The following is a 16,475-nucleotide window of genomic DNA, read 5'->3' as shown; positions in this document are numbered from 1 at the left end:
GGGTAGTTTTGCACACCCGGCCTGAGAGAGCCAATGGAGATCGTCTAAAGAGACTTTAGGATCGCGTCAGCGCTCGAAAGATAGGCGTTCTTCTTGTCATCGCCCATCCTGTCCCACGTCCGATAGACTTGTGCCAGCCGTGGATTGCCGCGCAGTTTCTTTTCGTTGCGGATCAGGAAATTCCAATAAAGCGGGTTGAACGGGCAGGCGGTTTTGCCGGTCTTTTGTTTCACATCATACCGGCACTTGCCGCAGTAATCGGACATCTTGTTGATATAATTCCCGCTGGCAGCATAGGGCTTGGACCCCAACAGGCCGCCATCGGCAAACTGGCTCATCCCGATCACGTTGGGGGCTTCGACCCATTCGTAGGCGTCGAAATAGACGGCCAGATACCATTCATGCACCTCATGTGGATTGACCCCGGCCAGCATGGCGAAGTTTCCCGTCACCATCAGCCGTTGGATATGGTGGGCGTATGCTTCGTCGCACGTCTGGCCGATGGCGGCGGCCATGCAAGCCATATCCGTGTCGCCGGTCCAGTAGAAGGCGGGCAGCTTTGTTGTCGCGCCAAAGAAATTTTCTTCGGTGTAGCCCGGCATGTTCAACCAATAAACGCCGCGAATATACTCCCGCCAACCGATGATCTGCCGGACGAACCCCTCAACCGCGTTGAGCGGCGCGTGTCCTTCGTAATAGGCGCGTTCTGCCCGGCGGCAAACCTCAAGCGGATCAAGCAGGCCAGTATTGATGTAGAGCGACAGGACGGAGTGATACAGGAACGGCTCTCCATCAAGCATTGCGTCTTGGTAATCCCCGAAGGACGGCAGCGCATCGTCTATGAAGGTAGCGAGCGCCTTCTCAGCGCCCTCACGAGTGACCGCGGACCAGAAGGGGCGGAGCGTGCCGAAATTATCGGGAAACTCCGCCTCAACCAGATCAAGCACGTCTTTCGTGATACGATCCGGCGAGATACGCAGGGGGCGGGGCATAAACAGGTCGCCCTTGGCCGGCTTGCGGTTTTCAGCGTCGAAGTTCCACTTGCCGCCCTCGGGCTGATCGCGGTGCATCAGAAGACCGGTTTTCTTCCGTATCTCGCGATAGAAATACTCCATCCGCAATTGCTTGCGCCCCTTCGCCCAATCTTGGAATTCTGCATGGCTGGCGATAAAGCGCGTGTCGTCGACGCATTCGACATCCGCGCCAAGCTCATCCGCCCAAGTGTCAATCTCGGCCTTCAGCCGATACTCGCCGGGCTCGGTCAGGATGACGCCCTTGGCACGGTGTCGGGTGATCGCGCGCTTCACTTCTCCGCGCAGGGAACCGGCGTTGTCGGGGTCGCCAAACTGCGTGTAGTCGACAGACCAACCCTGCGCCTCAAGCTCCTTCGCAAAATGGCGCATGGCCGAGAAAACAAACGCGATTTTCTTTTTGTGATGGGCGACATAGGTGGCCTCTTCCGCTACTTCCGCCATCAGAACGATGTCTGTCTTCGGATCCGCACGTTTCAGCGCGTGCATATCGGGGGATAGTTGGTCGCCCAAAATCAAAACGATCCGCGGGTGATCTGTGGATTGAGGTTCTTGACCACTCATCGAATTCTCCGGCAGTAGCGCTGATTGCGGCGCTGTTTTTGCATGAGGAGGCTACGATGTGGGCGTGTTAGCGGACCATTCTTCGGCTAGGGCGCGTCCACAGCGACGAACTAAAATGATAGACTGTGCGATTAGCAATCGCGTCGGCCAAACGCGGACGGTTCATCGACCGACCAAAACGAAGCTTCGGCGGCTGCCAAACAGAACTATTCAAGAATGGAAAAATGGTACTCCCTAGGGGAATCGAACCCCTCTTTCCAGGTTGAAAACCTGGCGTCCTAACCGATAGACGAAGGGAGCACCGTTGGTGAGCGGGTATTTAGCGTCTGATGTCGGGTCGCACAAGAGCAAATTTGGAAATTTTTCTGCCGGATTTCAGAATTTGTCGCGCGGCGGTTAGCCGGCTTTTGATGCGTCTTCCAGGCGGAGTTGAACGCTCGTTCGGCCGCGAAACTGGTTGAGTTCAAGGCGGCCCGCAAGATGGAAGCGCGCGCCGCCGTGGTTTTCAAGCGCGGGGCCGAGTGCTGTGTCAAACGCGCCGAAGGAAATCGCATCGATCCGCGCGCCCAGACCGTCGCCAAAACTGATTTTGAGGTGGCTGTCACCGACCCGCTTGGCAAAGAAAATCTGCTGATCGGGAAAGACATAGCGGGGGGCGGCGGCCCCCGCGCCAAACGGGCCAGCACCCTCGATTTGGTCGATTAGGTCTTCGGTCGCGGCACCTGGCATCAGGACGGAGTCGAGTTTCAGATCGGCTGGCCCCTGAGTGCCTGCACCCTGACGCTCCAACAATTCAGACAGGCGGGCCATTGCAGCGTCAAGCTGGTCGCGGGCGACTGTCAGGCCAGCGGCCATCTTGTGCCCACCGCCCTTAAGCAACAGCCCTTCAGCGGTGAGCTTTTGGATAGATGCGCCAAGGTCGACGCCAGTGACGGAACGCCCCGATCCTTTGCCTTCATCCCCATCAAGGCCGATGACGATTGCGGGTCTGTTCGTCGCCTCCTTCAGACGGCTTGCGACGATACCGACGACGCCGGGATGCCAGCCTTCGCCAGCGGCCCAGACCAGCGGGGCGTCAAGCCCGCGTTCTTCGGCTTGGGCTAGGGCGGCGTCGCGCACGGCGGCTTCGACGTCGCGCCGCTCGGTGTTCAGATCATCCAACCGCTGGGCCAGCGCTTGCGCCTCATTCGTGTCATTCGTGGCAAGCAGCCGCGCACCAAGATCGGCCTGTCCGATCCGCCCCCCGGCATTGACCCTTGGGCCAAGCAAAAAACCAAGGTGATAGCTGTTCGGTTTGCTATCCATCCGCGCAACGTCTGACAGGGCGACAAGCCCGGGGCGGTTTCGTTGCGCCATCACCTTCAGCCCCTGGCGCACCAGCGCCCGGTTGACGCCGATCAGCGGGGCGACATCCGCAACGGTGCCAAGCGCGACGAGGTCGAGCATGGCCAGAAGGTCCGGCCCTTTGTCGCCCGCCTCGCGAAGCTGGCGGCCCGCCTCGACCAGCATCAGGAACACGACGCCGGCGGCGCACAGATGGCCGAGCGTTCCGTCCTCGTCCTGCCGGTTGGGGTTCACGACGGCGAGCGCCGGGGGCAGCGTTTCGCCGCCAAGGTGGTGGTCGAGCACGATAACGTCGGCCCCCTTTGCCGCCGCGATCGGATCGTGCGACAGCGTTCCGCAATCCACGCAGACGATCAGGTCGTGATCCTTGGAAAGCGCTTCCATCGCCGGTTCATTCGGGCCGTAGCCTTCATCAATCCGGTCGGGAATATAGAGCGTCGCCTGCTGCCCTTTTTGCCGCAGCCAGTCGATCAGCAGCGCGGCAGAGGTTCCGCCATCGACGTCATAGTCGGCGAAAATCGCGATCCGTTCCTGATTGGCGACGGCTTTCAGGAACCGTTCGGCGGCGTGATCCATGTCTTTCAGGCTACGGGGATCGGGCAGCAGGTCGCGAAGCTGCGGTTCAAGGAACGCTTTGGCCTCCTGCGGTTCAACCCCGCGCCGGACGAGCGTGCGGCACAGCGCGCCGGGCAGCCCCGTCGCCTGTTCCATCGCTTCGGCGAGGCGTTCGGCCTCAATCGTCGGGCCGACCCAACGCCGCCCGGTCAAGGATTGCTCGACACCAAGGAATGCGCTCACGGCAGACGGCCCAGCAGCGTTTCGGTTGACACGACGGTCACAAACTCTCCGCTGATATGCGCGACGGCAAGGTCGTGGATCATTTCGGGGGATGGGGCGTCAGCACCCGGTTTCCACGACATATCCGCGCTGGCCGCAAAGGCGGCGCAGGCATCTTCGGCAAGTTCGACGTTAAACCCGAGGTTTGCCGCCATCCGTGCGGTTGTTGACACGCAATGCGGCGTGGTCAGTCCGCAAATCACCAGATCGGTCGCATCCATGTCCCGCAGCCGGTTCAGCAAATCCGTTCCGATGAAGGCGGAGTTCACGTCCTTACGGATCACGGTTTCCCCGGCGCCGGGCGCGACCTCTGGCTTCAGCGCGTTGCCGGGCAGGCCGGGGCGCAGGGGGCTGTCAGGCTCCGCACTCATGTGTTGCACGTGGATGACGGGGGCGTTCGCCGCGCGCCAATGGGCCAGCAGCGCGCCCGCCTTTTGTTCGGCGTCGGGATTGTTGCGCGCGCCGAATTTCGGGTCGTCGAGGCCTTTCTGGATATCGACCAGAAGAAGCACCGCTGCCATGTGTCGCCCCTTTTAGCTGGTCGGGTTCCGGTAAGACATCCGCCGGACAGAGCCGGTCTTGGACCGCATCAGCACAGTTTCGGCGGTCAGATACCCGACCTCGCGCTTGATACCCGGCACGAGCGATCCATCGGTCACGCCGGTTGCGGCAAAGATAACGTCCTGCGTGACCATGTCATCGCGGTTGTAAATCCGGTCGAGGTCTTCGATCCCGGCCTTGGCGGCGCGGGCCTTTTCGTCGTTGTTGCGGAACAGCAGGCGGCCGAAAATCTGCCCGCCCATACATTTCAACGCAGCAGCGGCCAGCACGCCTTCGGGTGCGCCACCTGATCCCATATACATATCGATCCCGGTCGTTTCAGCCTCGGCACAGTGCATCACGCCCGCGACGTCACCGTCAGTAATCAGGCGGATCGCAGCCCCGGTGGAGCGGACCTCGGCGATCAGATCCTCATGGCGCGGGCGCTCAAGGATACAGACGGTGATATTGTCCGGCTCACATCCCTTAGCGGTTGCCAGAGCGGACACCCTTGTTGCTGGCGGCATGTCGAGCGTCACGATCCCCTCGGGATAGCCGGGGCCAATCGCGAGCTTATCCATGTAAACGTCCGGCGCGTGGAGCATGGAACCACGCGGTCCCATCGCGATCACCGCCAGCGCGTTCGGCATGTCTTTCGCGGTCAGCGTCGTGCCTTCCAGCGGGTCAAGCGCGATGTCAACGCCGGGGCCGTTGCCGGTGCCGACCTCTTCACCGATGAACAGCATCGGGGCTTCGTCACGTTCACCTTCGCCGATCACGACCACGCCGTTTATGTCGAGCAGGTTAAGCTGCGTGCGCATCGCGTCGACAGCGGCTTGGTCGGCGGCTTTTTCATCCCCCCGGCCAATCAGACGGGCGGATGCCAAAGCGGCGGCTTCGGAAACGCGGGCGAGGCCCAGCGACAACATGCGATCGTGAAATTCGACCTCAGAGACCATGCGAAAATCCTGTTTCAAAGGTTCTGCCATCCGACGGGCGCCGGTGGCGTAGGGGTAGGTTAGACAGTTTCGATGCGGATCGCTACAGGGTCTTGCGCAAGAACCCCTGTTCCGCCCAGCCCGGACAGTGCGGCATCCAGCGCAGACCGGGTCACTTTGTGCGTCACGATCAGAACCGGCGCGGTTTCGGCGGAGTGTTCGTTCTGCCGCATCCGGTCGATTGACACGCCCGCTTCGCCCAGAACGCTCGACACTTTGGCCAGTGCGCCGGGCTTATCTTGCAGCTCCAACCGCAGGTAGTAGGGGGCGGGGGCCGTGGATTTCGCGGCGCGGGCCGGTTCCAGCGTGGTGGCGGGCTGGCCGAATGTCGTCAACCGGGTGCCGCGTGCAATGTCGATGATGTCGGACATGACGGCGCTGGCAGTCGGGCCTTCGCCAGCGCCCGCGCCGCGCAAGACAATCTGGCCGACCGCGTCGCCCTCCAGAATGACCATGTTCGTCGCGCCTTCCAACTGACCGAGCGGTGAATCGGCGGGCACGAGGCAGGGGGACATCCGTTGCTCCAACCCGCGGCCCGTCATCTGCGCAACGCCTAGCAGTTTGATCCGATACCCCATATCGGCAGCATGCTCGATATCTTCGATTGAAATGCGTTCGATGCCCTCAAGCTCAATCGCATCAAAGCAGACCTTGGTGCCGTATGCGATTGAAGCGAGCAGGGCGAGCTTGTGCCCCGCGTCGATCCCGCCGACATCAAGCGTCGGGTCCGCTTCGAGGTAGCCGAGGCTGTTCGCCTCCTCAAACACCTCTTTATAGGGCAGGCCAGCGCCCTCCATCCGGGTGAGGATGTAGTTGCAGGTGCCGTTCATCACGCCCATCACTCGGGTGATGTCGTTGCCTGCCAGCCCTTCGGTCAGCGCCTTTACGACGGGGATACCGCCTGCGACCGCAGCCTCAAACCGGACGACACGGCCGTTGGCTTCGGCGTCTTCGGCAAGTTCCTGTCCATGCAGCGCAAGCATCGCCTTGTTGGCGGTCACGACGTCCTTGCCTGCAGCCAGCGCAGCCTCGCAAGACGCCTTGGCCGGGCCGTCGCTGCCGCCCATAAGTTCGACGAACACGTCGATATCGTCGCGCTTTGCCAGCGCGACGGGATCGTCTTCCCAATCATATCCAGAAAGGCTGACGCCCCGGTCCTTGTCGCGGTTGCGCGCGGACACTGCGACGATTTCAACCGGGCGACCAGTGCGCGCGGCAAGCACGTTTGCCTTTTGTCGCACGATCTTGATGACCCCGACACCAACGGTGCCCAGACCTGCAATGCCAAGGCGCAAGGGTTCGGGCATGAGAAGTCTCCGTCTTTATTGGAAGGTTTTGGGTCTGTTAGCGGGATTCCTGCGAAGGTTCAATCTGTAGCAGCATCCCATGCGGGGCTAGTTGATCGCCGTCCCCCGCAACGCCGCCGCGCGGGCGCGCAGACGGGCGGCCCGTGCCCTTAGAATATCAATCTCCGCCTCGGAGTCTTCGGCCCCGTCGCCATGCGCCAGCAACGTGTCGATTGGCAGCAATGTTGGGTAGTCTGCAGCATCCGCTTGTGCGGACCGGTCGCTGCCGACTTCGGGAAAATCCGAACAACCGGCGATCAGCAATATTCCCAGACAGGCGACAAGGGTGTGTTTCATTCACGGCTCCGGTTCAGACCTGCGCACCTTACGTCAGCACCAGCGCGCAAAACAAGCGAGGTTTCGGGCGGTCGGCGCGGTTTGGGTTTGAAATGAACGCACGTTCATATAATGAAGACCCTATGGCTCGCAAGACCGGTTCACATTCACAGATCACAGGCCCGAAAGTTCGGGCGGCGGCGCAATCGTTGTTTGCGCGCAAGGGGTTTGCTGCCGTGTCGATGCGCCAGATCGCGGCCGAGGTCGGCGTTCAGGCCGGGGCGCTTTATCTATACACGCCTGATAAGCAAACCCTGCTTCTGGATCTCATGGAAACCCATCTGACCGAGCTGCTTGCCGGGTGGGAGGATTCGGACCCAAAAGGCGACGCGCAGGATCGGCTAGAGGCGTTCGTGCGTTTCCATATCCGCTTTAACCTCGACCGCGCAGACGCTGTTTTCATTGCATATATGGAGCTTCGGAACCTCACCGACGAGAACTTCGCCAAGGTCGAGGCGCTGCGCGGGCGCTATGAGGATATGCTGGAAGATATCCTGCGCGACGGTCAGCGGGCAGGTCGCTTTGACATACCGGATACAAAGCTCGCCACCCTCGCGGTGATTGCTATGTTGACGGGGGTCAACACGTGGTTCCGCGAGGGCGGACGGCTGTCGCGCGACATGGTCGAAAACGTCTATTGGGACATGGTGCGCAAGGCGGTCGCGACGACCTAGCTAATGCGCCGGTTTGATGAAAGTCCCGTTCCGCAGGTCGCTGAACGCGGTTTGCAGTTCCTCGCGGGTGTTCATGACGATTGGCCCGTGCCATGCAACAGGCTCGGCAATTGGCGCGCCAGAGATCAGCAGGAACCGCACGCCGTCCGGCCCGGCCTGCACGGTGACTTCATCGCCCGTGCCGAACTGAACAAGTGTCCGGTTTCCCGACAAATCGCGGATGTTAAGCTCCTGACCCATAACCTCTTTTTCTAAAAGAACGCCCCGCGGTTTCGACGCATCGGCGAAGGCCGCCGCCCCGGCGAAGACATACGCGAAGGCATGGCGGTAAGTGTCTATTGGGAAAGTCTTTTTCACACCCGGTGGGATGGATATATCGAGGTATTGCGGTTCTGCCGCGATCCCGTCGACCGGGCCGGTCTTGCCCCAGAATGATCCGACGACAATCCGCACGCGGGTGCCATCGTCATCAATGACTTCGGGAATATCGGCGGCTGTCACATCTTGATAGCGCGGAGCGGTCATTTTCTGGCTGGACGGCAGATTGCCCCAAAGCTGGAAGCCGTGCATCTGGCCCTTGGCGTTCCCCTTCGGCATCTCCTGATGCAGAATGCCAGAGCCAGCGGTCATCCACTGGACATCGCCCGCGCCAAGTGTGCCTTCGTTGCCAAGGCTATCGCCATGCGCGACGGTCCCTTCCAGCACATAGGTGATGGTTTCGATACCGCGATGCGGATGCCATGGGAATCCAGCCTCAAAATCCGCGGGCTGATCGCCCCGGAAATCGTCGAACAGCAGAAATGGATCGAAGGCCTCTGGGTTATCAAAACCAAAGGCGCGGTGAAGTTTGACTCCGGCCCCCTCAAGGGTCGGGCGGGCGAGGGTGGTGTTGGTCACTGGACGAATAGACATGGGTGATCCCCTTTCAAATTTGAACATAAGTCGAAGGTCGCCCAAGTCAAAGTGCAGCAGCGCACACTGTGTGTGGTCGTGTGCAGCGCTGATCTATGTCGCATTCGGACCCGACGGCGCGGTCCGCCACCGCTACGGTCCTGAAAACATTGGGAGCGTGAATGATGGCAGCGGAATTGTCGGTTGGGTTTATTGGTTTGGGGAATGTCGGCGCGAAGCTGTCCGGCAGTCTGTTGCGCAATGGTGTGAAGCTTAGCGTTCACGATCTCGATCAGTCACTTGTCGATGGGTTTGTTGAACAGGGCGCGACGGATGGCGAAAGCCCGGCAAAGATGATGGACTCCTGCGATGTGGTCATCACTTGCTTGCCAAGCCCCGCAACCTCCGCCGCCGTTGTCGAAGGCGAGGGTGGTCTGCTTAGCACCCTCACGCCCCGCAAAATCTGGATGGAGATGTCGACAACCGACGCGGCAGAGGTCGAACGCCTCGGCGCGATGGTTCAGGCAAAGGGCGGGCTGGCCGCTGATTGCCCGGTGTCCGGCGGCTGTCACCGGGCGGCGACGGGGAATATCTCGATCTTCGCGGGGTGTGAGCGGGACGCCTTTGAACAGGTTCTGCCCTTGCTGACCAAAATGGGGCGGCGCATCCTTCACACCGGGCCGCTTGGGTCTGCGTCGGTGTTGAAGGTCATCACCAACTACCTTGCCACTGCCAACCTCATCGCGTGTTCCGAAGCGTTGACGGTCGCCGCGGCCGCCGGGATGGACCTCAAGACGAGTTACGAGGCGATCCGAATATCCTCTGGCAATTCCTTCGTCCATGAAACCGAAAGCCAGGTCATCCTGAACGGATCACGCGATATTTCCTTCACGATGGATCTTGTCGCGAAGGATATCGGGTTGTTTCAACAGGTCGCTGACAGGGCAGGGGTCGCTCTCGACCTTAACCCGAAAATGATTGAAGTTTTTCAGGACGGCATCGCACGCTATGGCCCGAGGGAACTGTCGCCGAACATCATCCGCAGGCTTGAGGATGCGACCGGCCTCGATATCCGCGCGCTGGGCTTTCCGGCTGAGATGACGGATGATGAGCCGGAGGAGATCGGGGCTGAGGTGATCGTCTGACGCTCGACCTTTTGCGGGGCAGGCTGTATGGGTCGGCAACTGCAAGCGAATTGGATTCTGCGTGACCGATACATCAGACGCCGCCGGCCCCGACATCCTCGCGAGGATACGTCCGTCACAGCCACGGCGGATCGTTACGTTGTGCATATTGTTATCGCTCGGCGTTCTGGTGATCCTGATTGCATTCCTGCGGCCACCGCCCGAGTTTCATTGGCGCATATTGCTCTTGCTGTTCGGGGGCGTTGTCATTTGGTTTGCCGACCTGCTTCGCCGTGCGACGTTGAAATCGCTGATCCTGACCAAAGACGATCTGCGCGACAGCAATGGGCGGTTGCTGGTAAGGGTCGAGGATATCGTCAGCATTGATCGAGGCGTATTCGCAATCAAACCATCAAACGGCTTCATGCTGAAAACGGCGACCTCCATGGATCGCGCTTGGGCGCCGGGGGTCTGGTGGCGGATCGGCAATCGCATCGGGGTAGGGGGCGTCACCCCCGCAGGCGAAGCAAAGTCGATGGCCGAGATTATTACGGTGATGTTGGCGCAGCGCGGATAGCGCTACGCCTCTACGCAGGTGTCCCAGCAAAGGCGGGGTGCAAAGCGCGGGCTTGTGACAACGAAATTGTCAAAGTCCAGCGTCCGCAGGCCCAGACGGAACATCGGTTCATACGTCATGTGCGTTTCCACGATGATGACCGTATCAGCATGTGACATGGCCGGGATACGCGGCACGATTGCGTCCAGCGATTCCGTTGTCCATGCTTCCTGGCTTTTTGTGGATTCTGACCACTCGACCTCAAACTGCACATCGTCTTCGTCCCACGTCACGACGGACACCCTGATCCAAGTCGGGTGGGGGGAGGAGGCGAGGAAGTCGTAAACTTCGTTCAACCCGTCCAGATAGGCTTGGTTGACCGGGTTGGTCTGGCGCGACAGCATATCTGAAATCGTGTAGGCGGCCTTCATATTCGCGTTCTTCGTGCGGAAAGCGTCGAAGAAAACGAAGGTTGAGACATAGGCCCAGATCAGCAGCGGGAACATCAGCAACGCTTCTAGCGTCACGCTCGCGCGGCTGTCCTCAATGAACTCTTGAATGCGGATTTTGATATACTGTTTCAGCATGATACTCACGACGGTTCGTTGACGAAGGCAGAGGTTGAGACCAGCGCATAGCCGCCCCTGTCGTCGACTGAGGGCAGGCGAAGGCCAATGCCGGTTGAAATAAAGACCGGGTCAAACACGGCGCAGGCCCGCACCAGCATCATTTCGCTGCTGCCGCCGGATACAAAGGTTGTTACCGGTTGAATGACTTCGTCACGGTCGACGCACGTCGCGCCACCTTGCAAGGGTTGCCAGGTCACGGTGCTGACCGGGCGCAGTTCCAACAGCACCGCGTTGCCGCAATCTGGGATGACAAGCGCCTTGCTACATACCGTGTCTTTCAGTTCCTGATGCGTTGGCGGATTCCATGTGCCGAGACGAAGGTCGCGCACGGCGAGGTCCAAAGACCGCTCCAGCATGACGTGCCGGGTCATCATGATCCCGCCCTCAAAGGCCGACAGGAAGACGATGATGAAGATCGGGAACATCATCACGAATTCTAGAGTGGCGTTCCCCCGAACGTCGGACCGAAGCCGCTGTAGTAGGCGCTTTAGACTTGTCATTGGGTCAACCTCAGCGATGTGATCTCTGCCGCGATTGCCGCGAACGCATCCGATATGTCGGTGCCCTGAACATCAAAGTAATGCGATGGAGAGGATGCGCAGTCGAGCAGGGCGGCCTGACCCCCTGATGGGGCTTCGAAGGCAATCGCGTAAACCAGAATACCGGTGTTGCGGGTCTTCGCGCAGATCGTCGAAAGGCGAGAGTCTGCCTGACTACTATTGACGATCGGATCGACTGCCCATTCGGGCCCCTTATACTCGTTGTAGCTGATGTAACCGCGGTCGTAAGCTTCATACATCAGATAGCTGTCGATTCTTTTGTATTCGAAGGTCGCGTAGATTTCGGACCAACGCACGCGTGTTACGGTGTCGGTGCTTTCGGGCGGGATCACCTCAAGGCCATTTTCGTCGACGATCACATCGTCATACTCATCATAGCCGTAGGGGTGGGTCAGTTCGCGGTCGCTCCAACCGACATTCAGGCGGAAGAAGGAGTCGTCCCGCTGGGTGTCGGTGTTGCCACCATCATAACGGATCGAGAACCGGTTTTTGTTGTTGTTGTAGGCCTCGTGAAGCGGCTGACCGACATATTGGCGTTTTACCCAGATGTTCGACCAGCCATTACGATAGTGGTCACTGTCGACATCGTATTCCGTTGTATTCGCACCATCGGACATCACCACAACAACCTTCAGGCCTTCGCCGTAGACTTGCGGACGACCAAAAGAGATTGCGGGCATATCACCGGTTGCCATCATATTATTGAAGACCGGGCGCGCGGACGGGTCGAGCAGTGCAGCGCCCCATTTCATGCCCATGTCGATGGCGGTGTTACCATATGCGTCCAGATCGTCGATCTTGCCTTGCAGGTAAGATACATTGTTCGACCCAACGATGATTTCGTTTCCGCGATACGCCACGGTTGGGCACCAAGGCCTATTGATCGGCTTGGAGCTGCCGCTGCCATATTCAAAGTGCGTCACGAGGTCGAGCGGCGTTGTCGGAGAGATCGCGAGTTCGTCAAACGCACTCGACGGGAAGCGCGGGCAGTGTGAATAGAGGCCGTCGCTGGTGGGCGCGAAGTGCGAATTGACCAGATTGTATTCGGCACCCAGACGCGGGCCAAGGCTGACCGTCGCGTTGTAGGGGATGATATTTACCGTTGTCAGGCTCGGGTCCAGCGGTTCCTTGGTGGTGACCGCGTCAACAAACTCTTTCGCTGCGACTTTCAGGTTCTGAATGCGGCTGCTGCTGTTCATGGAACCCGACACGTCGAGAACCATGGAAATTTCGATATCCTGGTATTGTTCAACCGCGGTGCCACCGGCAGCGGCGACCAGGTTGTTGCGGCCCATGTTGTCCAGCCAGTATTTCATCCGGCGGCGATCGGGGTGATCGGCGGGCGGCTGGTTGGGTGGATTGAATGACATGAACAATGTCGGAATGCTTGCACGGGTGTCTGCAGTGACGGAACGGTAGTTCAACGCCTCCTGCACGTTAACGGCGACCAGAAAGTCCGACATCCCCGCTTTCGCGAAGTAGTCTTCAACAACACTCTGCGGGTCAAGATCGTTGTCGAGGTCGGCCGCCGCAAGAATTGCGCGGTCGACGGTGTTCTGAAGCGTCGTCCGGGTGGCTTCATAGCGCATCAGGTCGATGGCCATGCCCGTGATCATCAGCATGAGGACAAACATAAAGAGCGCAAAAACGGTCAGTGACCCGCGCTCGTCTTGCTTAAATTGCTTGGCCCGACGAATAATGGATATACGTCCGGTCTTTTCGGCACACTCGCCTTCTGTTCCGGAAATCGGACCCATTCGAAAAACCATTTCCTAACCCTTTCATGACACGGCCTAAGCCATGCCCCCACACACACGACTATAACGTGCGCCAAGCCATGTAGCTTCAGAGATGTGGCCAAAATTGGGCAACGATCTGTTGTAACTGGTAAATTCAACGTAAAAATCGGGGTTTTGACGATGAGCCTCTGAATCACTGTTCAATTACCGGAGACAAAGCCCCCAAATTGACGGAATTGGCATCAATTCGGCGCAGTCTTTAGGGCGCGAATGCTGACCCAAATATGCCCCGAAAGTGATTCCTTTGAGGATTTCCGCTGGGATGCGCGCGGCAAAACGTCTTAGTGTCGCAGCAGGTGTAAGGGGCAGGGGCGATTCCCTAAGCCCAGGTTTGGAGGAAAAGAATGACAAATCTCAAAGAGCCGAGTTTCCGAGAGTCAGTCGATCTGATGTTCAACCGAGCGGTTGCGCTTATGGACCTCCCGCCGGGGCTTGAGGAAAAGATACGGGTCTGTAACGCGACTTACACCGTCCGGTTCGGTGTCCGCCTTCGCGGACAGATCCATACCTTCACCGGGTATCGGTCCGTTCACTCCGAACATATGGAGCCGGTCAAAGGCGGTATCCGCTATGCCATGGGCGTCAATCAGGATGAGGTCGAAGCGCTTGCCGCGCTGATGACCTACAAGTGCGCACTGGTCGAAGCACCCTTTGGCGGGTCGAAAGGTGGCTTGCGGATTGATCCACGCGAATACGAAGAACACGAGTTGGAACTTATTACCCGACGGTTCGCCTATGAATTGGCGAAGCGCGATTTGATCCATCCCAGCCAAAACGTCCCCGCCCCCGACATGGGTACGGGCGAGCGTGAGATGGCGTGGATCGCTGACCAATACAAGCGGATGAACACGACTGACATCAATGCTGTCGCTTGTGTCACGGGTAAACCGCAAAACGCTGGCGGCATCGCTGGCCGGGTCGAGGCGACCGGGCGCGGCGTTCAGTATGCGCTGCAAGAATTCTTCCGCCATCCGGAAGACATCAAGGCGGCGGGGCTGAAAGGCACGCTGGAAGGCAAGCGGGTGATCGTTCAGGGTCTGGGTAACGTGGGTTTCCACGCGGCCAAGTTCCTGTCGCAGGAAGACGATGCGATCATCACGGGAATCATCGAACGAGACGGCGCTTTGTTCAACCCCGACGGGCTGGATGTCGATGCTGTCCGCGCTTGGATCATGAAACACGATGGGGTGACGGGCTATCCCGATGCCTCACACCACGCCGACGGCGCGACTGTGCTGGAGGAGGATTGCGATATCCTGATCCCAGCGGCGCTTGAGGGCGTGATCAATATGTCCAACGCCAAGCGCATCAAGGCGCCGTTGATTATCGAGGCTGCGAACGGCCCGGTGACGGCGGGTGCCGATGACATTCTGCGCCAGAAGGGCACGGTTATCATTCCCGACATGTATGCCAACGCGGGCGGTGTGACGGTGTCTTATTTCGAGTGGGTCAAAAACCTAAGCCACATCCGCTTTGGCCGGATGCAGCGGCGGCAGGAAGAGGCGCGACACCAACTGGTTGTGGATGAGCTTGAGCGGCTCGACCGCTACCTTGGCGATGCGTGGTCGATGACGCCGCAGTTCAAGGACAAATACCTGCGGGGCGCGGATGAGCTTGAACTGGTACGCTCCGGCCTCGATGACACGATGCGGATCGCTTACCAATCGATGCGAGAAGTTTGGCACTCCCGCAAGGATGTCGACGATCTGCGCACGGCGGCCTACCTCGTGTCGATTGGCAAGGTCGCGGCAAGCTATCGGGCGAAGGGTCTGTAGGACCGCAAAGATCACAAAGTTTGGATCGTGCCCGCAGTTGTCGGGCGCGATCCATCCAGAACCGACAAACCCAGTCGCGAAGTGACAACTTCTTGTCGCGCAGCGATGGGGAAGGCATGATCCGGTTGGTCATATTGCCAGTATCAAAGTAGGACTGTGGCTGATCGGTTAGGGAGGATCATGCGCTTTTCCGCGTGGCAGGTTCTGAAACAAGGTTTGACCGGAAACGCCGGTTGGACCCCTCATTGGCGCAGCCCGGAGCCGAAATCCGAATACGATGCCGTTATCATTGGTGGCGGAGGGCACGGCCTTTCCACGGCCTACTATCTGGCGAAGAACCACGGCATAACCAATATCGCGGTTCTTGAAAAAGGCTATATCGGGGGCGGTAATGTTGGCCGGAATACCACGATTGTCCGCGCCAATTACTTTCTGCCTGGCAACTCCGAATTCTATTCGCATTCCCTGAAGCTTTGGGAAGGGATGGAGGCCGACCTCAACTTCAATGCGATGCACAGTCAGCGCGGACTGATCAACCTGTTCCATTCGGATGGCCAGCGCGACGCGTTTGCCCGGCGCGGCAACGCGATGGTCAATCAGGGGGATGATGCGGAGCTGCTGGATCGCGATGGCGTGCGTGAGCATCTTCCTTACCTTGATTTCGACAACGCCCGGTTTCCGGTTTATGGCGGGCTGCTGCACAGGCGTGGTGGAACGGCACGCCATGACGCGGTCGCATGGGGCTACGCTCGCGGAGCTGACCAGCGCGGCGTTGATATCATCCAGAACTGCGAAGTGACCGGGATCGACATTGAAAACGGACGTGTGACTGGGGTTCAGACGACGCGCGGCGCGATCCGCGCGAAAAAGGTCGGCATCGTTGTCGCCGGTCGGTCCGGTCAGGTCGCTGCGATGGCTGGGATGCGGCTGCCAATTGAATCCCATGTTTTGCAAGCCTTTGTGACCGAAGGGTTGAAGCCCTGCATCGACCACGTCGTCAGCTTTGGCATGGGCCACTTCTATATCAGCCAGTCAGATAAAGGCGGTTTGGTGTTTGGCGGGGATCTCGATTTTTACGCGTCTTACGCCCAACGCGGGAACTTACCGATGGTCGAGCATGTGATGGAAGCCGGGATGGCGCTGATGCCGATGATCGGCAAGGCGAAGGTCTTGCGAAGCTGGGGCGGGATCATGGACATGACGCCGGACGGATCGCCCATCATCGACAAGACCGATACCGACGGTCTGTTTATCGATTGCGGTTGGTGCTACGGCGGGTTCAAGGCGGTGCCGGGGTCCGGTTTCAGCTTTGCGCATCTGATGGCGACCGGACTTCACCACGAACCGGCGGCCGGGTATCGGTTGGATCGGTTCCGCACCGGGCGCGGCCTGATGGATGAGGAGGGCACCGGTGCGCAACACAATCTGCATTAGCATTTTCGGAGAGGGTCGGATGCCTTCGGCGAGGATA

Annotated in this window: 15 protein-coding genes and 1 tRNA gene; 5 read left to right on the top strand and 11 right to left on the bottom strand. The window is 59.4% G+C overall.

The window, feature by feature from the left end:
- Positions 1-44: 44 nt before the first annotated feature.
- The 7 genes from ACEWPJ_RS10150 to ACEWPJ_RS10120 form a co-directional block, all read right to left on the bottom strand.
- Positions 45-1,595, bottom strand: coding sequence for a cryptochrome/photolyase family protein (locus tag ACEWPJ_RS10150; protein ID WP_416512889.1), 1,551 nt, complete (start codon positions 1,593-1,595; stop codon positions 45-47).
- A gap of 225 nt (positions 1,596-1,820) precedes the next feature.
- Positions 1,821-1,895, bottom strand: a tRNA-Glu gene (locus tag ACEWPJ_RS10145).
- Between the two features lie 96 nt (positions 1,896-1,991).
- Positions 1,992-3,737 (bottom strand): single-stranded-DNA-specific exonuclease RecJ, encoded by a 1,746-nt coding sequence (gene recJ, locus ACEWPJ_RS10140; protein WP_416512888.1) that lies wholly within the window; start codon positions 3,735-3,737, stop codon positions 1,992-1,994.
- Positions 3,734-4,297 (bottom strand): cysteine hydrolase family protein, encoded by a 564-nt coding sequence (locus ACEWPJ_RS10135; protein ID WP_416512887.1) that lies wholly within the window; start codon positions 4,295-4,297, stop codon positions 3,734-3,736. The genes recJ and ACEWPJ_RS10135 overlap by 4 nt, the downstream gene beginning before the upstream one ends.
- 12 nt (positions 4,298-4,309) lie before the next feature.
- Positions 4,310-5,275, bottom strand: coding sequence for a class II fructose-bisphosphatase (glpX, locus tag ACEWPJ_RS10130; protein WP_416512886.1), 966 nt, complete (start codon positions 5,273-5,275; stop codon positions 4,310-4,312).
- A gap of 59 nt (positions 5,276-5,334) precedes the next feature.
- Positions 5,335-6,621, bottom strand: coding sequence for a homoserine dehydrogenase (locus ACEWPJ_RS10125; protein ID WP_416512885.1), 1,287 nt, complete (start codon positions 6,619-6,621; stop codon positions 5,335-5,337).
- Between the two features lie 87 nt (positions 6,622-6,708).
- Positions 6,709-6,957 carry a hypothetical protein gene (locus ACEWPJ_RS10120; RefSeq protein WP_416512884.1) on the bottom strand — a complete coding sequence of 83 codons (249 nt, stop codon included), beginning with the start codon at positions 6,955-6,957 and terminating at the stop codon, positions 6,709-6,711.
- 122 nt (positions 6,958-7,079) lie between these two features.
- Here ACEWPJ_RS10120 and ACEWPJ_RS10115 point away from each other — a divergent pair, with 122 nt between their 5' ends.
- Positions 7,080-7,670: a TetR/AcrR family transcriptional regulator gene (locus ACEWPJ_RS10115; RefSeq protein WP_416512883.1), complete on the top strand. Its 591-nt coding sequence runs from the start codon at positions 7,080-7,082 to the stop codon at positions 7,668-7,670.
- On the opposite strand, the gene ACEWPJ_RS10110 is transcribed toward ACEWPJ_RS10115, so the two are convergent.
- Positions 7,671-8,582: a pirin family protein gene (locus tag ACEWPJ_RS10110; RefSeq protein ID WP_416512882.1), complete on the bottom strand. Its 912-nt coding sequence runs from the start codon at positions 8,580-8,582 to the stop codon at positions 7,671-7,673.
- A gap of 176 nt (positions 8,583-8,758) precedes the next feature.
- Between ACEWPJ_RS10110 and ACEWPJ_RS10105 the strand changes: the two genes are divergently transcribed.
- Together ACEWPJ_RS10105 and ACEWPJ_RS10100 are read left to right on the top strand one after the other, a co-directional pair.
- Positions 8,759-9,706 (top strand): NAD(P)-dependent oxidoreductase, encoded by a 948-nt coding sequence (locus ACEWPJ_RS10105; RefSeq protein WP_416513036.1) that lies wholly within the window; start codon positions 8,759-8,761, stop codon positions 9,704-9,706.
- 61 nt (positions 9,707-9,767) lie between these two features.
- Positions 9,768-10,262: a hypothetical protein gene (locus ACEWPJ_RS10100; protein WP_416512881.1), complete on the top strand. Its 495-nt coding sequence runs from the start codon at positions 9,768-9,770 to the stop codon at positions 10,260-10,262.
- A 2-nt stretch (positions 10,263-10,264) separates the two neighbouring features.
- Here the strand turns inward: ACEWPJ_RS10100 and ACEWPJ_RS10095 are convergent, their stop codons facing one another.
- From ACEWPJ_RS10095 to ACEWPJ_RS10085, 3 genes are read right to left on the bottom strand one after another with little or no spacing between them, the layout of a single operon-like run.
- On the bottom strand, positions 10,265-10,828 hold the full coding sequence (locus tag ACEWPJ_RS10095; RefSeq protein WP_416512880.1) for a TadE/TadG family type IV pilus assembly protein: 564 nt from the start codon (positions 10,826-10,828) through the stop codon (positions 10,265-10,267).
- 5 nt (positions 10,829-10,833) lie between these two features.
- The gene (locus tag ACEWPJ_RS10090; protein ID WP_416512879.1) at positions 10,834-11,370 is read right to left on the bottom strand and encodes a TadE/TadG family type IV pilus assembly protein; all 537 of its coding nucleotides are present in this window, start codon (positions 11,368-11,370) and stop codon (positions 10,834-10,836) included.
- A complete protein-coding gene (locus ACEWPJ_RS10085) occupies positions 11,367-13,187 on the bottom strand; it encodes a pilus assembly protein TadG-related protein (protein WP_416513035.1) in 1,821 nt (606 codons plus the stop codon). Before ACEWPJ_RS10085 ends, ACEWPJ_RS10090 begins: the two co-directional genes overlap by 4 nt.
- A 386-nt stretch (positions 13,188-13,573) precedes the next feature.
- Here ACEWPJ_RS10085 and ACEWPJ_RS10080 point away from each other — a divergent pair, with 386 nt between their 5' ends.
- Together ACEWPJ_RS10080 and ACEWPJ_RS10075 are read left to right on the top strand one after the other, a co-directional pair.
- The gene (locus ACEWPJ_RS10080) at positions 13,574-15,004 is read left to right on the top strand and encodes a Glu/Leu/Phe/Val family dehydrogenase (protein ID WP_416512878.1); all 1,431 of its coding nucleotides are present in this window, start codon (positions 13,574-13,576) and stop codon (positions 15,002-15,004) included.
- Positions 15,005-15,184: 180 nt separating this feature from the next.
- Positions 15,185-16,438: a sarcosine oxidase subunit beta family protein gene (locus ACEWPJ_RS10075; RefSeq protein WP_416512877.1), complete on the top strand. Its 1,254-nt coding sequence runs from the start codon at positions 15,185-15,187 to the stop codon at positions 16,436-16,438.
- Positions 16,439-16,475 lie beyond the last annotated feature (37 nt).

Origin of the sequence: Aliiroseovarius sp. YM-037, from assembly GCF_048060095.1 — a bacterium.
Classification (GTDB): Bacteria; Pseudomonadota; Alphaproteobacteria; order Rhodobacterales; family Rhodobacteraceae; genus JBLUOA01.
The sequence above is the reverse complement of the archived record's forward strand: the minus strand, read 5'-3'. Positions and strand labels throughout refer to the sequence as shown.

Coding starts and splice junctions, on each gene's coding strand:
- ACEWPJ_RS10150 (WP_416512889.1), bottom strand. CDS start 1,595: ATGAGTGGTCAAGAACCTCAATCCACAGATCACCCGCGGATCGTTTTG.
- ACEWPJ_RS10135 (WP_416512887.1), bottom strand. CDS start 4,297: ATGGCAGCGGTGCTTCTTCTGGTCGATATCCAGAAAGGCCTCGACGAC.
- glpX (WP_416512886.1), bottom strand. CDS start 5,275: ATGGTCTCTGAGGTCGAATTTCACGATCGCATGTTGTCGCTGGGCCTC.
- ACEWPJ_RS10125 (WP_416512885.1), bottom strand. CDS start 6,621: ATGCCCGAACCCTTGCGCCTTGGCATTGCAGGTCTGGGCACCGTTGGT.
- ACEWPJ_RS10120 (WP_416512884.1), bottom strand. CDS start 6,957: ATGAAACACACCCTTGTCGCCTGTCTGGGAATATTGCTGATCGCCGGT.
- ACEWPJ_RS10115 (WP_416512883.1), top strand. CDS start 7,080: ATGGCTCGCAAGACCGGTTCACATTCACAGATCACAGGCCCGAAAGTT.
- ACEWPJ_RS10110 (WP_416512882.1), bottom strand. CDS start 8,582: ATGTCTATTCGTCCAGTGACCAACACCACCCTCGCCCGCCCGACCCTT.
- ACEWPJ_RS10095 (WP_416512880.1), bottom strand. CDS start 10,828: ATGCTGAAACAGTATATCAAAATCCGCATTCAAGAGTTCATTGAGGAC.
- ACEWPJ_RS10090 (WP_416512879.1), bottom strand. CDS start 11,370: ATGACAAGTCTAAAGCGCCTACTACAGCGGCTTCGGTCCGACGTTCGG.
- ACEWPJ_RS10085 (WP_416513035.1), bottom strand. CDS start 13,187: ATGGGTCCGATTTCCGGAACAGAAGGCGAGTGTGCCGAAAAGACCGGA.
- ACEWPJ_RS10080 (WP_416512878.1), top strand. CDS start 13,574: ATGACAAATCTCAAAGAGCCGAGTTTCCGAGAGTCAGTCGATCTGATG.
- ACEWPJ_RS10075 (WP_416512877.1), top strand. CDS start 15,185: ATGCGCTTTTCCGCGTGGCAGGTTCTGAAACAAGGTTTGACCGGAAAC.